We start from the raw sequence: 22,406 nt of genomic DNA on the forward strand, positions 1-22,406 counted from the left end.
TTTGAGGCGTCAACTAAAAAATCATGAGTAAAGCCTATTTTGACGAAGAAGTATTTGAAGGAATGGAAAAGGAACTGCAGCCAGGTGAATATACTGACTGTCAATTTGTAAGGTGTTCACTTGCTAACTCAGATCTGTCAGGATACGTTTTCGAAGATTGTGAATTCACAGAATGTGACCTCAGTAACATCAAACTGAAGGATACTGCGCTGAAGAACGTAAAATTTGATCAATGCAAAATGATTGGGTTACAATTTCATGATTGTCATGAATTTCTGTTGGAAATGTCTTTTAACCAGTGTCAGCTAGACTATTCTTCATTCAATGGTCTCAAAATCCCCAATACACAGTTCACTAAATGTGAGTGCAAGGAAGTGGATTTTGAAAACTCCAATTTGAGTAAATCCGTATTCAAAGAAACCGACTTGCAAGGGGCTGTCTTCATCAATTGCGACCTAAGTAGAGCGAACTTTACCACCGCTAACAATTTCTCCATCAATCCAGCAAATAATATTTTAAGAAAAGCAACTTTCTCAAGATTTAATGTAATAGGATTGATCAATCACTTAGATATTAATCTGAAATAAGCCTCACAATTACCGCACACATAAATTCTAACCCGTAGAACCTACAGGACCTACCATTTAAACGATGATCAGACCTTCCGAAGGCTATTAGTCGTTAAACCAAGCAGATCAAAACTAAACTCAAACTAAAATGAAAAAGGCAATTTTATCGATAGCCGTAGTGGCATTGGTATGCTCTACCGCTATCAGCAAAACAGACCCATCAAGCACCAATTCTTCCAGCAAATTATCCCTAAGCACAGTAAAAAACGCCCGGTTCGCACTGAACATGGCAACTGATAGTCCAGGAAAAGTCAGACTAAGAATTAGCGATGATCAGGGCAACTTGATCTTATCCCAGAAAGTGGATTTTGATAAATCCTTTAGCCTCCCAATAGACATGTCATCTATGAAGCAGGGCAATTATATGGTGAAAGCTGAATCAGCAGAAATCTCTTTAGAGCAAGAGGTATTCATCAGCAAACTTCATGAAGATGATGTAGCTGCATTCCTCACTGACAATGGCAACCGAAATTATTCACTTAGGGTATTTAGAGAAGATGTTCCTGTATCCATCAAAGTGCTGGACGATCGAGGAAACCTCTATTACAAAAACACTGAAATGTCCTCTCAAAATTTCACTCAAAAGTTTGACTTCTCCACAGTCGATACAGACGCGAAACTGGAGATTCACATAAGTGGTAAGAAAACCCGTATTGTGAAGGCAATCTAAGAAATTAAGAAATCCTCTTCATATCAAGGTACCTTGTGGGTTATGCCCCCTGGTACCTTTATTTTTTAATTCAACACATAATTGTCTACCAAAAAATAGATCATCTGGCAACCAAATAGAATCAAAATAACACCCACAGATCGATTGAGAATCAAGATCTTCTTAGGGGTAACCGCAGCTCTTAATCGGTAAGCCAAAAATGCTTTGATGATATCCGTCGACAGGATGGTCGTGAGTACTCCGGCGAAGAAATAAACCTGTTGGATAAATGAGTAATCATAATTGGAAGCGACCAACCCGATAATGCTCACCCAAAAAACAATTAAAAATGGGTTCAGCCCATTCAAAACAAAGCCTTTTAATACATACTTCAAGTAGGAAAGGTCTTTTTTGGTCTCTATTTCATTCTTATAAATCCGAGGCTTTTTAAACCAACTGTACACACCATACAAAATCAGAATGATGGTACCGATAATCCCCAGCCACATTCTAGTTTGTTTCTCTTCCAGCAGTGAGGCAACTCCCATCAATGCCAGATATACATAGAGAATATCGCTAAGACTAATACCTACAGCAAGTAACACGGCTTTTTTGAACCCTTTTTGCACACTGGTTTGTAACAGTGCAAAGAAAGCAGGTCCAAGAAGAACTATGAACACAAGACCTGATAGTAATCCTGTAAAGTAAGGATGCATTAGAAGTTCTGTTTTTGGTCTGACAGAAAGCTTTTCCAATTCTCGGATTTCTCTTTCTTCAAAACTCTCGGAAACTTATTCTGACCTCCCTCCTTGCCTTGCTTTTTCATCCAGTCATAAAACACAGCTGATGGCAACACGTTGACTGAGAAGTCTTTGAGTGCGTGACCTCTTTCTACTTTGTAATCGTCATTTAAGGACATTAGCTTTTCGTCTAGTGATTTGGTCAACAATGGCTCGTCTACTTCATCATCAGTGCCAATGTACCAGCGATGAGCAAACAAACTTCCACTCGGCTCACCTATCACTGTAAACTCACGAATGTCAATATTGAGCTCTTCGCTTACCAGCTCTATTGCCTTGTTCATGTTGTCCAGTGACAAATGTTCGCCACACAAGCTGAGGAAATGTTTGGTGCGACCCGTTATTTGAATCTCTGCTTCCTCAACCGAGGCAAATTTAATAACATCTCCAATAAGGTATCTCCAAGTACCAGCATTCGTTGTTAGTAACAAAGCATACTCCTTATTCTCTTCGACCTGTCCTATATGATAAGTCTCAGGGTTACCCCGTATGGACCCATCTTCATCAAAGTTTTTAGAATTAAAAGGAACAAATTCATAGAATATGCCATTATTCAAAACCAATTTCATTGATTTTCGATCTGGAAAAGCCTGAAAAGCAATGAAGCCCTCACTGGCCAGATAGGTCTCCATGTAAATTAGTGGGTGTGCCACCAGCTTCTCAAACCCCTTTTTGTAAGGTTCAAAAGAGACGCCTCCATGAACAAAGATTTTTAAGTTTGGCCAGATATCATGAATAGTCTTCACTCCATAGTAATTGACTATTTTTTCCATCAATATCTGTAACCATGCTGGCACCCCAACTATGATTCCTATATCCCAATCTTTAGCTTTCTTGGTAATATCATCGAGTTTAGAACCCCAATCGCTTGTCTTGGCTATTTTTTTGCCCGGTTTATAAAAGTGTTGGAACCAGAAAGGAATTTGGGCTGCCGTGATCCCACTCAGATCTCCTTCGAAATAAGTTCCATGCTTTCTCAGGTTGGTACTTCCTCCAAGCATAAGGATTCCTTTCGTAAACAGTTCATTGGGCAATTCATATCTGGATAGTGATAAAATCTGCCTGACACTCGTTCTCCGTATGGACTTGATCATGTCTTTCGTGATGGGAATGTACTTGGAAGTAGCCCCGGAAGTACCACTGCTCAGTGCGAAATACTTGATCTTACCAGGATAGCAAACGTCTCGCTTTCCATTCTTAGCCTCTTGCCACCACTCATCAAAAATTTTATCATAATCAAATAGCGGAACATGCTGGCAGTATTCGGTATAAAACTGATCTACCCGACCTTTTTTAAACGACTTGAGAATCGTACCAAACTGATATTTCTCTCCAAACCTTGTTTGCTTAGAGTGAATCAGCAGTTTTCTCAGCTCTTGCTTTTGTAAATCCAGCGGAGATGTATATTGTTGCTCAAGGCTCTCGCCAAGGGTGATCCCTTTTTTCAGCAGCGTACCTAAAATTGCCATAGCCAGTTACTTTTCAAGAGTGTAATTTTACATTAATTTGTTCTACTACCGTCTAAGTTGTTAAAGTAAACCAACAAGTGTACAAACCAAACCAGGAATGAGCAAAATAGCAGACAACTTAAGAAAACTTAACACAGAGCTCGAGCCATATAACGCACGCCTCATTGCCGTGAGCAAAACCAAACCCGTCAATGATATCAAGGAAGCTTACGAAGCGGGTCATCGCGATTTTGGAGAGAATAAAGCTCAAGAAATGACCGAAAAGCATGATAAGTTACCATCAGACATTCGGTGGCATATGATTGGGCACTTACAGCGCAATAAGGTCAAATACATTGCTCCTTATGTATACCTCATCCATTCCGTAGATAGCGAAAAACTTCTACGAATGATCGATAAGGAAGCAGTGAAAAGCGACCGTATGATCAATTGCCTACTTCAGGTACACATAGCTGAAGAGAGTACCAAGTTTGGTTTTGATGAGCAAGAATTGACCACTCTTTTGGAGAACGAATTACTGAAAGAAGTTCCCAATGTGCGAGTGGTTGGTCTTATGGGCATGGCGACCAATACTGATAATGAAGCCCAGGTAATTCGCGAATTTCAGGGATTGAAACTGCTGTATGATGACCTACAGGACAAATACCGCTCAGACCATTTCAACCTAAAGTACCTCTCAATGGGCATGAGTGGTGACTACTCAATCGCCCTGGAATGTGGTAGCAATATGGTCAGAATAGGGAGTTCAATATTTGGAGAACGAAATTATGGGTAAAAGACACTTAATCATCGGAAGTATACTAGGAGCACTTGCAGTAGGACTGGGAGCATTTGGTGCTCACGGATTGGAAGATACACTGGAGGCTAATGGACGGGTGGACACATTCGAAACTGCTGTACAGTACCACATGTTTCATACACTGGCCATTTTAATGGTGGGAATACTGATGCAACAAAAAACTCACCAATTATTAAAACTGGTGAGTTTCCTATTTTTGATGGGCATCCTTATTTTCTCAGGATCCCTGTACGTTTTATCAATCACCAACCTGACAGTACTTGGATCCATCACACCTCTGGGTGGTGTATCCTTTATTGGAGGTTGGATATTGTTGATTGTATATCTTGTGAAGACTTACTGACCATCCTCAGCCTCAGCTTGTTGAGGCTTCACATTGGCAGTGATCTTGATTCTCTCAGTGCTGTTAACCGCATTGGAAAGTACAGTGATTATTTTATTTTGTACACCCATTTTACCTCTACTGTTGAATCTGATAGTCATTTCAGCAGTTTCGCCAGGAGCAAGAGGCTCTCTGTTCCAATCTGGTGCGGTACATCCACATGAAGTCCTTACATTGGAGATCACCAAGGCCTCATTGCCAGTGTTCTCATACTTAAAAATGTGAGTAACCACATCACCTTGCGTGATGTCACCAAATGCATGTGAAGCTTCAGCAAAAGTGATTTTGGGTCCATTTTGGTCCTTTTCTTCGTCGGCACTCTGTGCCACTACACCAAACCCTACGAATAAAATGAATAAACTTGCTAATACTCTCATAGTCTTGATTCTGATTTTTCAGTAAAGGTAACGAAGAGTTGAATAATATGTTGGTAAATCATGAGTGAATCAGTCAGTAAGCAGCTCTACGAGCAAAAAGTCCGGGTCAGAATCTGTGGTATCTTGCAAGAAGGAGATGCCATTTTGCTATTGAAACACGAAGGGATCGGCAGTGCTGGATATATCTGGTCTCCACCAGGAGGTGGATTGGAATTCGACGAAAACGCTCAAGAAACACTTGTCAGAGAGTTTCAAGAAGAGACTGGCCTAATCATTCGCGTCAAAGAGATGCTCTTTGTAAATGAGTTTAAAACTGACACTCACCATGCAATTGAATTGTTTTTTCGGGTTGAACAGGTTTCAGGGGAGCTTAAATTGGGAGAAGATCCTGAAGTACCAAAAGATGAACAGATTCTATCAGAGCTCAAATGGTTGTCATTTGAAGCGCTTCAACACATACCAAATCAGCATCTTCACAATATTTTTCATGAATTAGAACATCCCAGCATGATACTGGAATCATCAGGCTTTTATAAATTTGAAGGTATTTCAAAAAAATAGGGTTTTACTAACAACCTAATTATCCTTATTATTGCAAAAAACCTAAACAGTAAATGAGCAAGACAAAAATCTTCACCATAGTTTTCGGAATCCTTGCATTGTTCTTGGCATGGTATCTTTACAATTCAATTAACTCAAGTATTGTGGAGTCAGAACGAATAGCGCGAATGGAAGCCCGAATCATTGAACAACTGAAAATGATCAGAGAAGCTGAATCTGCTTACCTCGCAGTAAATGGACAATATACCAGCGACTGGGACAAACTGACTTCTTTCGTTGATACAGGTAGATTTTATATCACTTCCAAGAAGGAATTCATCAAAACATTGGACTATGGCGCTGATAGCACCTGGTTTGAGGTGGATACTTTGGGGACAGTTCCTGTGAAGGACTCCGTATTCACTAAGGCAAAATGGCCGAAATTCAACCTTGCTACTTTACCTTACGTGCCAGGCGTAGAGCCTCCAACTAAGTTTAATATATGGGCTGATAAAATTGACAAGAGCGGTGTGAAAGTAAACGCTATCGAAGTTGTCAATCCAAGTCCAATCAACCCAGCTAGAGATGAAGAGAGCGAATATCAAACTAGAAAACCTTTGAGATTCGGATCCAGAACAAGTGTAACAACATCCGGTAACTGGGAGTAATTTGAGTACTGCGACCACATCAAAGAACTATAAATTAGTTAAAAGAATTAAGGCTGGGGGCTTCAGTCAAGAGAAGCTCCCATCCTATTCCCTTTGTCTACAAATAGGCACAAGGGATTTTCAATTTAGTGTGGTCAACAAACAAACAAGCAGTTGCTTGTACGTGGAAGATTATCGTCTGGAAAACATCCGAACGATCAACACGCGCCTTGAAGCTATCCAGGAAATAGTGAAGAAGCACCCGTTTCTTGGTTCAGACCTATGGGACAACATTAAAATCAGCTTCAAATCACATAAGTTCTCCTTAGTTCCGGCTCCCTATTTCCTACCTGAGGCGGCAAGTGATTACCTGGCGCTTAACTCAGAGATCAAAACTAAAATAGAAGAGGTTTACTACTACAAGCACATCGCCAGTAGTGCGGTGAATATATTTGCCTGCGACCGAAAAGTTATCTCCTGGGCAAAATCCAGGTACCAGCAAAAGAGTATCCAAGTGGTACATCAGGGAAGCGCCCTGATCGAAGGCATTCTCAAATACGATGACCATTCGCACGAAAAAACCATGTTTTGCTTTGTAGATCGTGGGATACTTCATATTGCAGTGAGCCAAAAGCAACAACTGCATTACTATAATCAATTCGCCGTGCGTAAAAGCGACGATTATTTGAAGTACATCATGCTGGTCTTTAAGGAGATGAAAATGTCTCCCAAATCCAACAACTTGATAATCTGGGGAGCGATCAAAAACGATGCTCCACACCTAGAATTACTCAAAAAATACATTCGAAATATCTCTCTGGGTACCAAACCCAACTTCCTGAAATTCGGACCTGCCTTTGACGAAGTGCAGGACCATCGGTATTTCGACATCTACAGCATATTCCTTTGTGAATAATGAAGAAGGTAGCCATCTTCCCCGGTTCGTTTGACCCTTTTACCAAAGGTCATGAAGACATTGTATTGAGAAGCCTGAGTCTGTTTGACGAAATCATCATAGGAATAGGCCATAATACGAAAAAGAACCGATATTTCGATCTGGATTACATGGTCAATAAAATTGAAGAAGCCTTCAAGGATTATGACAATGTATCAGTGATGGTTTATGATGAATTGACTGCCATTTTAGCCAAAAAATATGAGGCCAAATTCCTCATAAGAGGTCTTAGAAACACCACTGACTTTGAGTATGAAAACAGCATCTCTCAGATCAACAAATACCTCAATACAAAGCTAGAGACCGTCTTCTTGATCACCTCACCAGAGCTGGCCCCTATCAGCAGCAGCATTATCAGAGAGGTGCATAAATATGGTGGAGATGTGGACCCATTCCTCCCTTACAAGCTTTGATCGTGGATTTTTAAGAGTTTGTGGTATTCTTGAATCACCACTCGAATGGATCGGTAAGAGTTATATAAAGCTGCCCGCAATTCACTCAATGTCATCCACCTCACTTCTTCAATATCCTCCTCTGTCTGTGGTCCTAACCTGGTGTCGTCCTCACATTTCATCACATACCAGTGTGTTTTTTTAAGAATGTATTTCTTCTTGTTCACGTAAGTATGCCAGGTCGTATTGATCTTTTTTTCAATAGACACCTTCACTCCTGTCTCTTCCTCCACTTCTCGTATCGCACATTCGCGTTTCTTCTCCCCCTTTTCCATCTTCCCTTTCGGAATGTCCCATCTTCCTTTTCTGTAGATCAAGAGAATCTTTCCTGCCTTATCCACTACACCACCTGCAGCTTCTATTACTTTAAATTTCTTCTTGATGTACTGGACGATACCCTCCTTGTCTGAGCTGGTGAAGGTAATGGAATCTACACCCTTCAGTTTATTGTCGGTCATTACATGCAATAATTCATCGACTTTCTCCGGGGAAGCATCTTTGATCAACACATCGTCAATCAACTTTTTGGGCTTGATCTTACTAGTGGCACCATCAATGATCAGGTCAAAATCCTTCAGGGAGTTTAACTCTTCATTGCTGATAATACTAACAGGAATATCGTTGATAAAAATTTTCACGAGTAGGTTAGCTTTGCATACAAATAAAACATAAAAATGCTGGGGCTAAAAAGTGAGACCTCAAGAATTTTCCAAAAAATAATATTACATGTCTATTCAACAATTTGACGCTCCTCTAGCAGCGGATATCGCCAATGCCTTAGCGAGCATTGAAGCTATCAAAATACAACCCGAAAAGCCCTTTACCTGGGCTTCAGGCTGGAACTCACCCATCTATTGTGATAATCGACTGAGTCTGTCCTTCCCTGAGATTCGAACAAAAGTAAAAAACGCGCTGGTTCAGTTGATAAAAGACAAGTATCCACAGGTGGATTGCATAGCCGGTGTAGCCACTGCAGGAATCCCCCAGGGAGCTCTGGTAGCAGAAGCGCTGGACCTCCCGTTTATTTACATTCGCTCCAAATCAAAAAGCCATGGTATGGAAAACCAAATCGAAGGTGTGGCTAAGAGAGGTGCAAAGGTGGTTTTAATTGAAGACCTGGTATCTACTGGAGGAAGTTCTCTGCAAGCAGCAGAAGCTGTTAGAGCCGCTGGTATGGACGTTTTGGGTATGGCGGCCATCTTTACATACGGTTTTCCGATCTCCGACGACAACTTCCAGCAACACAATATTGATCTTTGGTATTTGAGTGATTACTCTACCTTGATCAATACCATGATCAGTGATGGACGACTAAAACAAGAGCAGCTAGAAACACTACAAGCGTGGAGAGACAATCCCGCCCAATGGGGAAACTAGAATTTCTCTTCTACACCTAAGCCAAATAGTGCAAAATCATATTTAACTGGATCCTTTGGGTCCAGTTTTTTCAAGTTCTCAGTAAGCTCAATGGCTGTGCGCCAGTCCGTTTGTTTGCGGGAAATCAACCCGAGCTTGCGCCCCACCCGATCCACATGAAGATCACATGGACACACCAACTGATCCATCCTGATACGTTCCCATAGCCCAAAATCAACTCCAAAGTCATCTTTACGAACCATCCACCGCAAGTACATATTCAGTCGTTTGCATGCAGACTTACGCTCAGGCGTAGGTATGTGTTTGTAGGTTCTTCTTGGGTGATCTGGCAATGAAAAGAAGTTATTGAAGAAGGTGATCAGGTGCGATTCTGTGGTGGGTTCGGATATTTTGGCTCCTTCTAAAAAAGCATCTTCTAGCGTATCACTGCGCCGGTAATGGTGCCTAAAAAATTCTATGAAATACAGCGCATCTGTCGGATTGAATGTGCGATGCTTAAATGAAAGAAACCGTCGTAGATCCGATTCTTTGTGATTCAAAATGAAGTCATGGGGAGCATAGTCCATCAAGTTGAAAAACTCTTTGCACTTGTTGATGATCGTTTTTCGCTGCCCCCATGCGAGCACTGCAGCCACGAAACCGGCTATCTCTACATCCTGCTTTCTGGTGAACAAATGAGGAATAGAAACCGGATCATTAGCAATGAAACCAGGCTGATTGTACTCAGTAACTTTGAGATCTAAAAAGACTTTGAGGTTTTGCAGGTCACTCAAATCAGTCTTCGAAGTAGGTGAGCTCAACACGTGTCATGGGGTCAATCACACCTAATCGATCAAAGCAAATCGGTGTGAGTCTAACCAATACATTTTTATTCAAACCAGTTTCGGGAAGTTTGCCCACTACCCTGACGAAAATCTTCTGGTTATTCATGAGGTTTCTAACTTCGATCATCGTGCCGATTGGTAGCGAACGATGCAACGCCAGGTATTTCTGAGTTTCCACCACGTCCTCAATTTTCCTGGCCGAACCTTCTTCTATAATTTTCACTAACCCACTTGGGTCAGTAATTTTTCTTCGAGTACCATAGCCCAGTTTTTCAATGTTTTTACGCTTGTTCATCGTCTCCCGATCCACCTCTCCGCGGATCAGTAGTTTCTGTCCTATGGTTAAGTATGAGTTGGGAAGTTTGTTCCATATGACAATGCTATCTGGACGCACCTTGTATTTGGCGGCTATGGTTTCCAATAAGTCACCCGTTTGCACATAATAGATATTAAATCCATCGGGAATCTCAGTCTCGGGTTCTTTCTTTTTTGGCTTCTTCTCCGTATTCTGGACCTGGGCCTGGGTTTCAGTGGACTTTATCTCTGATGATGCTTTATCAGAGCCACCTCCGATTCGCAGTTCCTGACCGATAGAGATATCTGTTCCAGACAGGGAATTCCATTTTTTGATATCAGGCACCTCTACTCCATAGATTCTACCGATTGAGTAGAGCGTCTCTCCGGGACTAACCGTATGCGTTCGGAATGATGATGGATTAGGATGAGAATCTGACTCCTGAGGTGATGATACTGGAGCTGTACTTGGGATTCTTAATTCTTGCCCAAGGTCGATATTGGTCCCATTAAGGTCATTGGCAGCCTGGATCTTTGGCAACTCTACACCATATCTTCTGGCTAAGCTGTAGAGAGTCTCACTCTGCTCCACTTTATGAATGATGAACCACTCATCTCCTAGTTTCTCTGTGCGCAATGAGTCTAAAGAACCAGCCTTAGTGCCTACTGCGAAAAGACAAACCATACCTAAAAAGCAAACAATTCTATAATTCAACGCCATGTATTTTAATCCTGTTTTCAATAAATACCAATAACCGATCCAACACAAAAAAGCCTCCGGAGGCAAATCCATCCATTTCTCTATCAATACGACTGTGGTAAATCTCGCATTCACTCTTAATCACCATGAGCCATCTATCAAACTTTGTACCTAAACGAACATAATAACAAATTATGATGAAATCACCCTCCTCTAAATACTCACAACCGAGTCCACTGGCAGGTATATCAAGGAACTCTTCCACTAGCTGACAGCTCTCTGATCCAGATGGATAATACACTGGACTCCTCATATGGTAGGTGTTCGACGTATTTAGTGTCCTCAAAGTGTATGCCTTTTCAATCTTAGGATCTTTAGGGTCTACCCCAATCAGCTCTAATCCACTTCTTTCTTGAAACTGAAACTGTGAGATTTCCGCCTCCACTGTCTTATTCAGCACATCATAAATCATCAAATCCTTAGTAGATGGATCGTTTGGATCTTTGAACTGCTCCAGTAACAAATACGGATCACAGTAATGAAGGATACTCGTCCACAAATCCGATTGTTGGATGGTGAAAGATTCTTCTTGATCACAGCCCACTAAGTCAATCAGATGATACTTCGTAGATTGTGTTTCCTCATTCCGAACCTCAGCAATCAGTTTACCCGTTTCCTCAGACAGAACTACCTGCCAGATTTTATCTGTCAATTCCAAAGAAAACCGAAAAGTTGCTGCCTTCACGTCCTAATTCGCGTATTTTTATACAAATTTGATGGTTGTAAAGTTAGACCAGCCGCTATGCTAAAAAAACATCTGCCCGTAATCTTATTGATCTTTTTCGGATACATATCTATGGCACAGGATGCCGTGAAAGTCATGCATCTGAAGATCCAGGATAACATTGACCCAAGAACTAACCGATATTCTGAACTGGGCCTGATAGCTGCCGAAGAACAGGACGTGGATTATGTCATTCTCGAACTAGATACCTACGGAGGTGCCCTCAATGATGCAGACGAAATACGCACACGAATTTTAAATTTTGAAACGCCTATCTATGCTTACATCAACAAGGATGCTGCCTCTGCGGGTGCGCTGATTTCCATCGCTTGTGACAGCATCTACATGGCTCCAGGCTCCAGTATTGGTGCTGCCACTGTGGTAACCCAAGACGGGTCTGCCGCTCCTGACAAGTACCAGTCATACATGAGATCCATTATGCGATCAACTGCTGAAGCAACAGGTCGAAATCCTCAGATTGCTGAAGGGATGGTAGATGAAGATATTGATCTGGATAGTATCGCCACCCAGGGAAAGGTGGTTACATTCTCGGTGACAGAGGCTATCCAATATGGATTTTGTGAGGCCAAAGTAAACAGCATTCAAGAAATTCTAAATCGATCAAATATTGACAACTACGAGGTAATTGAGTATAAACTAGGTACTGCAGACAAAATCATCCAGCTCTTTTTGAATCCATTTGTCAGTGGCATTCTGATTCTGGTAATCATCGGAGGCATCTATTTTGAATTGCAAACACCAGGTGTCGGATTTCCAATACTTGCATCAATCATAGCCACGGTCCTTTACTTCACTCCTTACTACCTCAATGGCTTAGCTGAAAACTGGGAGATTATTGCGTTTTTCGCTGGTGTGGCGCTTATTGCTGCAGAGATCTTTGTTATACCAGGATTTGGCGTTGCTGGTATTTCTGGACTGATTTTAACACTGGGATCCTTGATACTCGTAATGCTGAACAACGACGCCTTTGACTTTTCCTTTGTGAATATGGATGACATCTTCATCGCGGTAGCCACTACACTGGCGGGGCTGCTAGGGTCCATCATCATCATGTTCCTGGGAGGGGTTCGCTTGGCTAACAGCAAAGTATTCCAACGCATAGCACTCAGCGATGTACAAAATCACGATCAAGGATTTACCTCCAGTTTTTATAAGGAAAAATCCCTCGTGGGTAAAAAAGGCAAAGCCTACACCATACTACGCCCCAGTGGCCGTGTGGAAATAGATGGTGAAATGTATGACGCTTTCACAAGAGGCAACTACATCGATGCGGGCACTGAAATAGAAGTGATTTCTGATGAAGGCACTTCGCTCAAAGTGAAGGAGGTTCAATGAAGATTTTGGGAATCATTCCTGCTCGGTTTGCCTCCAGTCGCTTTCCTGGCAAACCTCTTGCCTCCATTGGTGAAAAAACCATGATTCAGTGTGTTTACACACAGGCATGTCAAAGCAGTTTGCTCGATGAAGTGATTGTGGCGACCGACGATCAACGCATATACGATGAGGTTATATCATTCGGTGGACAAGTCATCATGACCAGTAGCTCTCATAAGAACGGAACAGAACGATGTGCTGAGGTAATTAATCAAAGAAAGGATATCGATTACATAGTGAATATTCAGGGTGATGAGCCGTTTATTCATCCAGAACAAATAGATACTGTCTGCAGAATGCTCACTGGTCAAGTGGAAATTGTCACTCTGGTGAAGCCAATTCAAAACTATGACGAACTGGATGATCCTGGTGAGATGAAGGTTGTTTTTAATAACAAGAACCAAGCGCTCTATTTCAGCAGAGCATGCATTCCATTCCAGCGAGATGTTAGACCAGAGCTACGAATGGAACATCACACATACTACAAGCATATTGGTATTTATGCCTACCGATCTGATGTGCTTCCTAAGCTTGTATCCCTTGACTCCAGTTCTTTGGAGACAGCAGAATCACTCGAGCAACTTCGCTGGCTTGAGAACGGTTACTCCATCCAATTGGGATTTACTAATTTAGAAAGCCATATGATTGACACTCCAGCCGATTTGGCCAAACTGCTAAACGAAATCGAATTATGAGAAAAGGTCTTAAAATCATCACCTGGGTACTGATGATTGTCGCCCTTGTGTTTTTTTGGTTGTCGCTAAGATCCACCGAAGGCAACTTCGAATACACCCTTTATGCGCTCGGTTTTATCGTTGGGGCGTGGAGTACCAACTATTTTTTGAGAAAATATGAAAAAGAAGAGAAGGAAAACTGAGGTCTGTCTCAACTGTGGGTACAAACTAGACCCTTCTTTTGAGTACTGCCCGTCCTGTGGCCAGGAAAATACTGACAATCAAATCTCATTTGCCAAACTGGTGAATGATTTCTTTGCCAATTATTTCTCACTGGATTCACGATTTGGACGAAGTATCAAACCGTTTTTCTTCAAACCAGGTGTATTGACCAAGGAGTTTATGGATGGCAAACGTGTTAAATATGCGAACCCCATCAGACTATATCTTGTCGTAAGTCTCATTCACTTTTTTTTCATGAACATGTACCTCAACAGTAGTCCGAAAGAGGGCAAAGTGTTAAGTGGAGGTATTAATACTGATGAAAAGGCTGTCTTGGACAGTTTAAAAAAAGAGGCCCAAACCGACAGTCTCTTATCAAAAAATATGGAATCCGTAGAACCATTAATTGCTAAACTGGATGTGGACACGGTGACCGATGAATCATCAGGTTGGCCTATGTCTGAACGGAACTGGAAGACGATGTATAAAATGTCTAAAGAAGACTTCACAGTACAACAAATTGAAGACTCCATTCACAACGAAGAGCGGGGTTTCATGGCGCAAAAAATCAATCGGCAGGTCATTAAAATCATCAAGTCTGATCAACATACTCTGAATATGTTTATCGTGAAGAACATCCCCATTCTAATGTTCTTTTTACTGCCACTTTACGCGCTAATTCTGAAGGTATTTTTTAGGAAGAAGCTTTACATCAACCATGTGGTCCATGGGTTACACATCCATTCGTTTGTGTTTATACTAATGACCCTTTATTGGATTTTGGCGATGGTCTGGAAACCTGCTACAGACGTGGTGGAACCATGGATATTCCTCACCCTGTTGACTTATATTGTGATATCCTTTAGAAACACCTATCATATCAAGTTCGTCACATCCTTCTTGAAAGTAGCATTCTCAGGTTTTCTATATACTATAGTGCTAACTATAGGGATGTTACTCGAAGTTGCTATTAGTCTGTTTTTCTATTGAATATGCCAGCATACACTGAAAGGATCCAAAGCTTTAGTGCACAATCTCAGAAACATAGTGGAGAAGCATTGACCTACTCATTGCTTCGTGGTTTCTCATTTATAGGGCTGGTGGTATGTGGGATTTTCTACTTTCAGGAAAGCGATCCATACTGGCTAATTGGTGCCGTACTTCTACTAATAGGTTTCATCCTGTTCATTGGTCAGCATAGAAAGCATGAGGCCTTAAAGGAATACTACGAAGCACTAATCGGAATCAATCAAGAAGAACTGCGGCGATCTGATTTAAAACTCACCGAATTTGAATCGGGTGAGGAACACCTGATTGACAACCATCCCAATCAACACGACCTGGACACGTTTGGAAAACACTCCCTTTACCAACTAATCAATCGGTGCGCTACCAGTGATGGTAAGAAGTTGTTGGCGCGGTGGCTGTCAATGCAACCGAGCGATCAAGATATCATTGAAAGGCAAGAGGCCATGAAGGAACTGAGCAATGACCTGGACTGGCTGCAACGAATGCAAGCTAAATCCAGAATCAGTGTAGGAAAGAAGAAGAAAAATGAACCAACGGTTACAGCAGACGATTTGCTAGGATGGTCTGTTCTTAAATCAAATACTGGGAATAGAATGCTGTGGCAAGCGATTGGGAGCATTTTGGTGTTGGGGATTGTCACTACTTCGATCTTTGTCATTCTCGACAAACTCCCCTATCAGGTAATATACCTCAACATTTTCATCAACTTGATTGCTCTAGGTAGCATATTCAAAAAGCTGAACCTGGAAATGAAAGGAATTGGCAAAGCACAGTACCTGATCAATTCCTATTTGGAAGTGCTTCAAGTAATCCAATCAAAGGCGTATTCTGCCTCTTTGTTAAAGAAGCTTACAGCTAAATTAACCCAACCTCGCAAGGCTGAAATTGGCATCAGAGAATTAAATCAAATTGGCCACAGAGTCAGCGCAAGGGACAACATGCTCTATGGAATAGCTGATCTATTGGTGGTGCCTGACATCTTTCTATTGCTTAGAATTTACCGTTGGAAAGCGACCTATGAACGAGACATTTCTAAGTGGCTGGATGCACTGCATCAATTCGAGGTGCTCATGAGCATTGCTAGTTTTGCGCATCAACATCCTAGCTACCAATATCCTCAGTTAAGTGAATCAGATTTCGAACTGAGTGGAATAGCAATCGGGCATCCGCTGATTGCTTCAGACATTCGCGTTAACAATGATTACGAAATCAAAGAAACGGGTGCTGTAGATATAATCACTGGATCTAACATGTCTGGTAAATCCACCTTTCAAAGGACGCTCGGTATCAATATTATCCTAGCCAGATTGGGTGCTCCTGTATGCGCCGAATCCTTCCGATTTAGCAACGTAGAGGTATTTACCAGTATGCGAACCAAAGACAACCTCAGCGAAAACACTAGCTCGTTTTATGCAGAACTCAAACGGATCTCTCAATTACTTGAGACCGTGGAAAAGCAGTCTACATTCTTTTTACTAGATGAAATACTCAAAGGAACCAACTCGGAAGACCGACACCTTGGTGCTGTGGCTTTGGCGGAAAAATTATCTACTAAAAATGCCTTTGGTCTGATCAGCACTCATGACCTGACCTTGGGTGCACTGGAACAGACGAATAATCACATTCGTAACTTTAGTTTCAATAGTGAGATAAAAGGCAACAAGATCATATTTGATTACCGATTGACCCCTGGGCCGTGTAAAAGCTTCAACGCTTCGCAGCTCATGCGCAATATGGGTATAATCGAGTGATGCAGGCATGATCTCCATCATCACACCAGTCAAAAATGTCGACAGATGGATTGATGATTGCTATAGATCCATCCAGCAGCAGAGCTATAGCAACTGGGAGTGGATTGTAGTCAACGATCACTCGTCTGATAACACTGCAACTATCATAAATCAATTTGCCTCAAGTGATCATCGAGTAAGACCTATCGAGAATGATGATAAAGGCATTATCAGCGCTCTACAAAAGGCATTGGTTAATGCTAAGGGCGAATACATCACTAGAATGGATGCAGATGACCTGATGCCACCCAAAAGGTTGGAACAGATGTTTGGTGCAATACAAGATGCTCCTGCAAACACACTTATCACTGGTTTAGTGAAGTATTTTGATCAAGAAATAGTCAGCGAGGGGTATCAGGTGTATGAGGAGTGGCTCAATGAAATCAACCTCCGAGGAAACCAGTGGTCGCAAGTGTATCGGGAGTGTGTTATAGCCTCACCTAACTGGCTAATGAGAAAAATGGAACTTGATTCCATTGGGGGCTTTTCGGGACTATCGTACCCTGAGGATTATGATCTCGTGTTTCAACTTTACAAACACAATTTCCAAATTGAGGTGATTCCAGAAATCACACTTTATTGGAGAGAACATCCAGACCGTACATCTAGAAACTCACCAAACTATCAACAAGAAGCTTTTTTTGAATTAAAGGTCAGGCGATTTATAGCAATCGATTATCATGGTGGACCACTCATCGTTTGGGGAAACAATGTCAAGTCAAGACTGTCAATGGACTTACTCAAACAACACGGTCTTGTCCCGATTCAACAGGATTTGCAGAACTACCGACTAATAGAAAAAATCGATTCTCCACAACTGCTCATCGCTGTATATCCAGAAAGCACAGAAAGGGACATGATCACCTCGTACTTGAAGAGTATCGGCATGATTGAAGGCATAGATTGGTGGTGGTTGTAAATAAAAAAACCATCCTGAAATCGTCAGGATGGTTTTTTTTAATCAGTTAAAACTGAGCTTAATTACCATATCCATCATTTTGTCTTAAATCAGGATTGATATTACGCTCTCTATCAGGAATTGGGAATACCAATTCATTTGCATCATATGCAAACCCATCAGTGGTTCCCTGCAACCTCTTGATATCATGTATACTATGACCTTCAAACGCGAGTTCCAGCTTTCTCTCCATTAGAATATCATTCAGAGTTGGAGTAAGGTTTGGCAGTAATCCCGCTCTGCCTCTGATTCTATTCAAGTCATTGGCAGGAGTATCGCCGATAGCTGTACCTTCTCTGAAGTTAGCCTCTGCTCTAGTTAGGTATAATTCAGCCAATCGGATATAAGTCACATTTGCAAATTGATCAGTCCACTTGGAAGTTCTGGTGTCCCCAGTAGCAGCATCAGTATAGAAGAATGAACCTCTTACGTCACCTGCTTCATACATGTCTAGATGCTTCTGCTGGATTTCAATATCTCCTCTTCCTCCAAATGAAGAAGCTGCAAAGAACAACTGCATGTTATTAACACCATCCTGAGTAGTCACCTGAATAGAAAACACGTCTTCAATACTGTTAGACTGATTGTTGAAAGCGCCTGCAAAGGTGGTTAAATCATACACACCATTTGCAGCAGTCAAAGCTGCATTTGCTGCATCACGAGCTCCAGCATAATCGGCCATTTGCAGGTATACCCTTGATAGGATTGCTCCGGCAGCCACACTGTTGGCATACACGCCATTTTCAGCAGGTAAGTTGGCTATAGCAAATTCCAAGTCATCAATGATGAAATCGTACACAGCTTGTACACTCGCGCGCTCTACTGGATCAACATTGTTGGGTTCTGTTACCAATGGCACACCTGGCAGAGATGAAGGGCTTCCTTCCGCATATGATGGACCGAAGAACAGCACCAACTCGAAGTACATCAAGCCTCTAATGAAACGCGACTCTGCTTCCACCAATGCCTGATCTTCCTCATTGACAACTTCAAGACTGGCAAGTATATTGTTAGCAATATTAATGGTATTGTAACCATCTAGCCAAAGGTCAGCCACATCTCCGTTGATCACAGTCATCTCTTTCCTCCAGATGTCTGATGGATCACCAAATGTACCTGAGAACTGTAGTTCATCGTCTGCCCCTAGTAGTTCAGAATTTCGCTGAGTATTTCCCCCGAAGAGGTCCCCGTCGCTCAGTGCATCATAAGCACCAATTAGAACGGTTTTCACATTGGCATCTGAATTCAACGCAATACTGTTATCAATATCCTGCGGAGGATTCAAATCCAATTGATCTGTACATGATCCAAGCACTAAAAAGCTTAGAAATAGTATGGAGTATATTTTAATATTTTTCATATTTCAGTTCGTTTGTCGATTAAAATCCTAGCTTAACACCGAAAGTAAAAGTCTTCGCCTGCGGCGCAGAGTAGAAGTCATTTCCAAGGAAAATGTTACTCGCCAAATAATCTGTATTTACTTCTGGATCCCATCCGTCGTAATCTGTGATGGTTACAAGATTTTGACCGCTGAAGTACACTCTAGCACTAGAAATGAATGTTCCACTTAGAATACTTCTTGGGAAATTGTATCCAAAAGTCAATGTTTTCAAACGCACATATGATGCATCAGAAAGGTATCTACTAGAAGTCTGTGCTCCGTTATTGGCATACAACCTTGCTTGTGGCACATCAGTGATGTCACCAGGCTCTTGCCATCTATCCAGCTGATCTGTGGTCTGATTGTCCTCATAACGCGCGTTGGCAGTCATGAATGTCCCTCCACCAAGGAATACTTTATTTCCTTGCTGACCCTGGATCAAGATGCTCAAGTCAAATCCTTTAAACTTAAAGTTGTTAGTCCATCCATAGATAAAATCTGGATTAGGGTTACCTAAAACCTTAGATTCTGCAAGGTTGAAGTTATCTGTAACGTATCGATCACCCAGATGATCTACGGTGAAGACGCTTCCGTCATTTAGTTCTTCAGCAGATGGGTCTCTGTTTAGGTAGAAAATCGCATCACCATTGTCAGGATTAGCTCCAGCAAACTCCACCCCATAGTGTACACCAATTGCTTCACCTACTAATAAGGCGTTCATATAACGTGAGCTAGTTGGCCCAATTTGCTCAGTGTCACCATACAGCTTTGTTACTTTGTTCTGATTAGCTGCGTAGTTCAAACTTGTACTCCAAGAGAAATCATTGCCTTTAATGAGGTCATAGTTTAATACCACTTCAATACCGGAGTTTTCTAGCTCTCCAATATTTTGGGTTTGTGTCGCAAAACCAGATGTTCCAAGTACCGGAACAGCCAAAAGAAGGTCAGATGTATTCTTTTTATAGTAATCTAACTCACCAGAAAGCCTATCACCAAATAAACCAAAGTCAACTCCAACATCAATCTGAGCTGTTTTCTCCCACTCAAGATCTGGATTTGGAATCTGTGAAGGTATTAGTGCAGAAGCTCCATTATATCCTGCAGCTATGTAAGTACCAAAGTGATCATAGTTTCCAATACCAGCATTACCTGTAAGTCCATAACTAGCTCTTAATTTCAAAAAGCTAACTATGTTTGAACTAGCCAAGAAACCTTCATTGGTAATGATCCAACCAACCGACGCTGCTGGGAAAAATCCGTATCGATTATTTTCACCAAATCGTGAAGACGCATCAATACGACCGCTAAGTCCTAACAGATACTTATCATTTAACTTGTAGTTAAGTCTTCCGAAATAAGACAAGAATGAATACTCATTTAACGTACCTGACCAGTTAGCAACCTCTGCCGCTGAACTCAGTGTTTTCAACTCGTCCAGTGGATATCCCTGACCTGCTGCTAAGGTTTGATGTCTTGTTGATTTCTGAAACTCAGTACCTACTGTGAAGTCAATAGAGTGAGCATCAAATACTTTGTTGTAGTTCACAAAAGCTCTTGAGGTATAGTTGAAGATACGAACCCATCTATCTTGTCCATAACCTCCGATTGAGTTTCCAGTTTGAGTCAAACTGTTTTGATAGCGTTGCTCCAACTGAGTCAAAAGGTCAAACCCATACTCACCTGTGACGCTCAATCCATCAATGATGTCATAAGTAGCACTAGTGTTTACTAGATTTCTAAATACTGTTGTAGTAAAGTCTGCATGTTCCAATTCCATGGTAGCAGGATAGTAGAACATAGCTGGATTCACATTATTATCATAAAGTACGCCATCTTCATCTCTAACCGGAGTGATTGGAGCTTGAGCAATCAACTGCAGTGGAGTGGAGAACTGATTGTCATCCGTTACACGATTGTTGAGAGATCTACTGATTCCGGCATTCAAACCTACAGTTAGTTTGTCAGAAACATCCTGCTCTAGATTAAGTCTACCAGATATCCTCTGAAAACTATTGCCAATCAAAATACCATCCTGATCGGTAATTGATCCTGAAAAGAAATAACGGGTATTCTCTGTTCCCCCTCTTGCAGAAAGATCATAGCTCTGAATGGTGGCATCCTGAAAAGCTTCTTTCTGCCAGTCTGTTCCCTTCCAATTTGGATCAGCAGCAGACTCGGCTCTCCAGTCTCTGTAGCCTGATAGGTAGTCAAAGGTACCTTCCATGTATTCTAACCATGAACCTGGATAATCTGCTGGATTATTAACAGGATCAAATCCGTCGGCCAGATCGTTGTTGTAAGCTGCTTCTGTAAACAAGTCTATGTACTGACCTGCATTGATGAAGTCACGTTCCCGAGTTGGCTTACTCCATCCATATTGTGCATTGAAGTTGAATGTGGTCTTACCAGCTTTTCCTTTTTTAGTGGTAATCAATACCACACCGTTCGATCCTCTGGAACCGTAGATAGCAGCAGATGATGCATCTTTCAATATTTCAATTGATGCAATGTCATTGAAGTTGATATCAGCTAGTGGATTGGTCGCTGCACTGGTCAAAGACTGGTTGTCTGTAGTGATCGGAATACCATCCACCACATACAAAGGCTCATTACTTGCAGATATAGATGAAGCTCCCCGAACCCGGATATTAATTCCTCCACCTACTTTACCGTTTTGAGAAGTAATTTGAACACCAGCTGTTCTACCTTGAATCGCTTGCTCAAATGTAGGTACCGGAATATTCTCAATATCCTCGCCAGATACTTGAGCAATGTTTCCTGTCAAATCTTGCTTGATCTGTGTACCATAACCAACCACCACCACTTCTGACAGTTCGGTTACGTCCTCACTTAAAGTCACATCAATCACAGCCCTTGATCCGATTTCCACTTCTTGGGTTTCAAAACCAACAAAACGGAAAATCAGCGTCCCGCCATCTTCTGGAACAGAAAGTCTGTATTTGCCATCCAGATCCGAAGTAGTACCATTAGTAGTACCCTTTACAAGCACGTTCACTCCAGGTAGAGTAGAACCTGCTTCATCGCTTATAGTACCACTCACCACTCTTTGTGCATAAGCCCCAAAGGAAGTGAAGAGTACCGCTACGAACATTAGTAGTAAAGCTTTCCTCATAGTTCACATTTTAAGTTTAGAAAATTGTTAATCTTTCAATAATAAAGGAGATTAATTAAATATAATAGTAATAATTAGCGCTATTTCTGCTAATATAATATGTGAAATCCATATTATCACCACATATGTAAATTGAATAACCCTTA

24 protein-coding genes are annotated in these 22,406 nt (G+C 41.6%); 15 read left to right on the top strand and 9 right to left on the bottom strand.

All coding sequences use genetic code 11. The features are described 5' to 3' along the window. Positions 1-23: 23 nt before the first annotated feature. A complete protein-coding gene (locus ACO067_RS01315; RefSeq protein ID WP_421869622.1) occupies positions 24-587 on the top strand; it encodes a pentapeptide repeat-containing protein in 564 nt (187 codons plus the stop codon). Between the two features lie 130 nt (positions 588-717). Next, entirely contained in the window at positions 718-1,299 is a 582-nt protein-coding gene (locus tag ACO067_RS01320; protein WP_421869625.1) for a hypothetical protein, read from the top strand. A 65-nt stretch (positions 1,300-1,364) separates the two neighbouring features. On the opposite strand, the gene ACO067_RS01325 is transcribed toward ACO067_RS01320, so the two are convergent. Together ACO067_RS01325 and ACO067_RS01330 are read right to left on the bottom strand one after the other, a co-directional pair. Then, complete coding sequence (locus ACO067_RS01325; RefSeq protein ID WP_421869628.1) at positions 1,365-1,994, bottom strand: LysE family translocator; 630 nt, start codon at positions 1,992-1,994, stop codon at positions 1,365-1,367. Further along, on the bottom strand, positions 1,994-3,547 hold the full coding sequence (locus ACO067_RS01330) for a GH3 family domain-containing protein (protein ID WP_421869644.1): 1,554 nt from the start codon (positions 3,545-3,547) through the stop codon (positions 1,994-1,996). Before ACO067_RS01330 ends, ACO067_RS01325 begins: the two co-directional genes overlap by 1 nt. 97 nt (positions 3,548-3,644) lie before the next feature. Here ACO067_RS01330 and ACO067_RS01335 point away from each other — a divergent pair, with 97 nt between their 5' ends. Next, complete coding sequence (locus ACO067_RS01335; RefSeq protein WP_421869647.1) at positions 3,645-4,322, top strand: YggS family pyridoxal phosphate-dependent enzyme; 678 nt, start codon at positions 3,645-3,647, stop codon at positions 4,320-4,322. Continuing rightward, a complete protein-coding gene (locus ACO067_RS01340) occupies positions 4,315-4,689 on the top strand; it encodes a DUF423 domain-containing protein (RefSeq protein ID WP_421869649.1) in 375 nt (124 codons plus the stop codon). The genes ACO067_RS01335 and ACO067_RS01340 overlap by 8 nt, the downstream gene beginning before the upstream one ends. Here the strand turns inward: ACO067_RS01340 and ACO067_RS01345 are convergent. Beyond that, on the bottom strand, positions 4,683-5,105 hold the full coding sequence (locus ACO067_RS01345) for a DUF1573 domain-containing protein (RefSeq protein ID WP_421869651.1): 423 nt from the start codon (positions 5,103-5,105) through the stop codon (positions 4,683-4,685). The two genes, ACO067_RS01340 and ACO067_RS01345, sit on opposite strands and share 7 nt — an antisense overlap. 60 nt (positions 5,106-5,165) lie before the next feature. On the opposite strand from ACO067_RS01345, the gene ACO067_RS01350 reads away from it, so the two are divergent. The 4 genes from ACO067_RS01350 to coaD are packed head-to-tail and all read left to right on the top strand — an operon-like array spanning position 5,166 to position 7,660. Next, on the top strand, positions 5,166-5,666 hold the full coding sequence (locus ACO067_RS01350; RefSeq protein ID WP_421869654.1) for an NUDIX domain-containing protein: 501 nt from the start codon (positions 5,166-5,168) through the stop codon (positions 5,664-5,666). Between the two features lie 53 nt (positions 5,667-5,719). After that, a complete protein-coding gene (locus tag ACO067_RS01355) occupies positions 5,720-6,313 on the top strand; it encodes a hypothetical protein (protein ID WP_421869657.1) in 594 nt (197 codons plus the stop codon). Position 6,314: 1 nt separating this feature from the next. Next, positions 6,315-7,208, top strand: a complete 894-nt coding sequence (locus ACO067_RS01360) for a DUF3822 family protein (protein ID WP_421869660.1) — start codon at positions 6,315-6,317, stop codon at positions 7,206-7,208. Beyond that, complete coding sequence (gene coaD, locus ACO067_RS01365; protein WP_421869664.1) at positions 7,208-7,660, top strand: pantetheine-phosphate adenylyltransferase; 453 nt, start codon at positions 7,208-7,210, stop codon at positions 7,658-7,660. The genes ACO067_RS01360 and coaD overlap by 1 nt, the downstream gene beginning before the upstream one ends. Here the strand turns inward: coaD and ACO067_RS01370 are convergent. After that, positions 7,648-8,337 carry an NUDIX hydrolase gene (locus tag ACO067_RS01370; RefSeq protein WP_421869668.1) on the bottom strand — a complete coding sequence of 230 codons (690 nt, stop codon included), beginning with the start codon at positions 8,335-8,337 and terminating at the stop codon, positions 7,648-7,650. The genes coaD and ACO067_RS01370 overlap by 13 nt on opposite strands. Positions 8,338-8,425: 88 nt before the next feature. Here ACO067_RS01370 and pyrE point away from each other — a divergent pair, with 88 nt between their 5' ends. Then, positions 8,426-9,076 (top strand): orotate phosphoribosyltransferase, encoded by a 651-nt coding sequence (gene pyrE / locus ACO067_RS01375; RefSeq protein WP_421869671.1) that lies wholly within the window; start codon positions 8,426-8,428, stop codon positions 9,074-9,076. Here the strand turns inward: pyrE and ACO067_RS01380 are convergent. Genes ACO067_RS01380 through ACO067_RS01390 form a run of 3 tightly spaced genes read right to left on the bottom strand, consistent with a single transcriptional unit; the run spans position 9,073 to position 11,639 of the window. After that, positions 9,073-9,879: a TIGR02757 family protein gene (locus ACO067_RS01380; protein WP_421869674.1), complete on the bottom strand. Its 807-nt coding sequence runs from the start codon at positions 9,877-9,879 to the stop codon at positions 9,073-9,075. The two genes, pyrE and ACO067_RS01380, sit on opposite strands and share 4 nt — an antisense overlap. After that, positions 9,851-10,909 carry a LysM peptidoglycan-binding domain-containing protein gene (locus ACO067_RS01385; protein WP_421869677.1) on the bottom strand — a complete coding sequence of 353 codons (1,059 nt, stop codon included), beginning with the start codon at positions 10,907-10,909 and terminating at the stop codon, positions 9,851-9,853. The genes ACO067_RS01380 and ACO067_RS01385 overlap by 29 nt, the downstream gene beginning before the upstream one ends. Then, entirely contained in the window at positions 10,899-11,639 is a 741-nt protein-coding gene (locus ACO067_RS01390) for a DUF4905 domain-containing protein (RefSeq protein ID WP_421869680.1), read from the bottom strand. The genes ACO067_RS01385 and ACO067_RS01390 overlap by 11 nt, the downstream gene beginning before the upstream one ends. Before the next feature lie 57 nt (positions 11,640-11,696). Between ACO067_RS01390 and ACO067_RS01395 the strand changes: the two genes are divergently transcribed. Genes ACO067_RS01395 through ACO067_RS01420 form a run of 6 tightly spaced genes read left to right on the top strand, consistent with a single transcriptional unit; the run spans position 11,697 to position 17,707 of the window. Continuing rightward, positions 11,697-13,034: an NfeD family protein gene (locus ACO067_RS01395; protein ID WP_421869683.1), complete on the top strand. Its 1,338-nt coding sequence runs from the start codon at positions 11,697-11,699 to the stop codon at positions 13,032-13,034. Continuing rightward, positions 13,031-13,768, top strand: a complete 738-nt coding sequence (kdsB, locus tag ACO067_RS01400; protein ID WP_421869686.1) for a 3-deoxy-manno-octulosonate cytidylyltransferase — start codon at positions 13,031-13,033, stop codon at positions 13,766-13,768. The genes ACO067_RS01395 and kdsB overlap by 4 nt, the downstream gene beginning before the upstream one ends. Further along, the gene (locus tag ACO067_RS01405; RefSeq protein WP_421869688.1) at positions 13,765-13,950 is read left to right on the top strand and encodes a hypothetical protein; all 186 of its coding nucleotides are present in this window, start codon (positions 13,765-13,767) and stop codon (positions 13,948-13,950) included. Before kdsB ends, ACO067_RS01405 begins: the two co-directional genes overlap by 4 nt. Further along, on the top strand, positions 13,925-14,959 hold the full coding sequence (locus ACO067_RS01410; RefSeq protein WP_421869691.1) for a DUF3667 domain-containing protein: 1,035 nt from the start codon (positions 13,925-13,927) through the stop codon (positions 14,957-14,959). The genes ACO067_RS01405 and ACO067_RS01410 overlap by 26 nt, the downstream gene beginning before the upstream one ends. Before the next feature lie 2 nt (positions 14,960-14,961). Next, positions 14,962-16,749 (top strand): MutS-related protein, encoded by a 1,788-nt coding sequence (locus tag ACO067_RS01415; RefSeq protein WP_421869694.1) that lies wholly within the window; start codon positions 14,962-14,964, stop codon positions 16,747-16,749. Between the two features lie 7 nt (positions 16,750-16,756). Then, complete coding sequence (locus ACO067_RS01420; RefSeq protein ID WP_421869697.1) at positions 16,757-17,707, top strand: glycosyltransferase family 2 protein; 951 nt, start codon at positions 16,757-16,759, stop codon at positions 17,705-17,707. A gap of 58 nt (positions 17,708-17,765) precedes the next feature. On the opposite strand, the gene ACO067_RS01425 is transcribed toward ACO067_RS01420, so the two are convergent. Beyond that, positions 17,766-19,106 carry a RagB/SusD family nutrient uptake outer membrane protein gene (locus ACO067_RS01425; RefSeq protein ID WP_421869700.1) on the bottom strand — a complete coding sequence of 447 codons (1,341 nt, stop codon included), beginning with the start codon at positions 19,104-19,106 and terminating at the stop codon, positions 17,766-17,768. Between the two features lie 19 nt (positions 19,107-19,125). Beyond that, positions 19,126-22,260, bottom strand: a complete 3,135-nt coding sequence (locus tag ACO067_RS01430; protein WP_421869703.1) for a SusC/RagA family TonB-linked outer membrane protein — start codon at positions 22,258-22,260, stop codon at positions 19,126-19,128. Between the last annotated feature and the right edge of the window lie 146 nt (positions 22,261-22,406).

Origin of the sequence: Marinoscillum sp., from assembly GCF_965229915.1 — a bacterium.
Taxonomy (GTDB): domain Bacteria; phylum Bacteroidota; class Bacteroidia; order Cytophagales; family Cyclobacteriaceae; genus Marinoscillum.

Coding starts and splice junctions, on each gene's coding strand:
- ACO067_RS01350 (WP_421869654.1), top strand. CDS start 5,166: ATGAGTGAATCAGTCAGTAAGCAGCTCTACGAGCAAAAAGTCCGGGTC.
- ACO067_RS01320 (WP_421869625.1), top strand. CDS start 718: ATGAAAAAGGCAATTTTATCGATAGCCGTAGTGGCATTGGTATGCTCT.
- ACO067_RS01330 (WP_421869644.1), bottom strand. CDS start 3,547: ATGGCAATTTTAGGTACGCTGCTGAAAAAAGGGATCACCCTTGGCGAG.
- pyrE (WP_421869671.1), top strand. CDS start 8,426: ATGTCTATTCAACAATTTGACGCTCCTCTAGCAGCGGATATCGCCAAT.
- ACO067_RS01420 (WP_421869697.1), top strand. CDS start 16,757: ATGATCTCCATCATCACACCAGTCAAAAATGTCGACAGATGGATTGAT.
- ACO067_RS01415 (WP_421869694.1), top strand. CDS start 14,962: ATGCCAGCATACACTGAAAGGATCCAAAGCTTTAGTGCACAATCTCAG.
- ACO067_RS01395 (WP_421869683.1), top strand. CDS start 11,697: ATGCTAAAAAAACATCTGCCCGTAATCTTATTGATCTTTTTCGGATAC.
- ACO067_RS01315 (WP_421869622.1), top strand. CDS start 24: ATGAGTAAAGCCTATTTTGACGAAGAAGTATTTGAAGGAATGGAAAAG.
- ACO067_RS01425 (WP_421869700.1), bottom strand. CDS start 19,106: ATGAAAAATATTAAAATATACTCCATACTATTTCTAAGCTTTTTAGTG.
- ACO067_RS01345 (WP_421869651.1), bottom strand. CDS start 5,105: ATGAGAGTATTAGCAAGTTTATTCATTTTATTCGTAGGGTTTGGTGTA.
- ACO067_RS01410 (WP_421869691.1), top strand. CDS start 13,925: ATGAAAAAGAAGAGAAGGAAAACTGAGGTCTGTCTCAACTGTGGGTAC.
- kdsB (WP_421869686.1), top strand. CDS start 13,031: ATGAAGATTTTGGGAATCATTCCTGCTCGGTTTGCCTCCAGTCGCTTT.
- ACO067_RS01355 (WP_421869657.1), top strand. CDS start 5,720: ATGAGCAAGACAAAAATCTTCACCATAGTTTTCGGAATCCTTGCATTG.
- ACO067_RS01335 (WP_421869647.1), top strand. CDS start 3,645: ATGAGCAAAATAGCAGACAACTTAAGAAAACTTAACACAGAGCTCGAG.
- ACO067_RS01340 (WP_421869649.1), top strand. CDS start 4,315: ATGGGTAAAAGACACTTAATCATCGGAAGTATACTAGGAGCACTTGCA.
- ACO067_RS01430 (WP_421869703.1), bottom strand. CDS start 22,260: ATGAGGAAAGCTTTACTACTAATGTTCGTAGCGGTACTCTTCACTTCC.
- ACO067_RS01325 (WP_421869628.1), bottom strand. CDS start 1,994: ATGCATCCTTACTTTACAGGATTACTATCAGGTCTTGTGTTCATAGTT.
- ACO067_RS01405 (WP_421869688.1), top strand. CDS start 13,765: ATGAGAAAAGGTCTTAAAATCATCACCTGGGTACTGATGATTGTCGCC.
- coaD (WP_421869664.1), top strand. CDS start 7,208: ATGAAGAAGGTAGCCATCTTCCCCGGTTCGTTTGACCCTTTTACCAAA.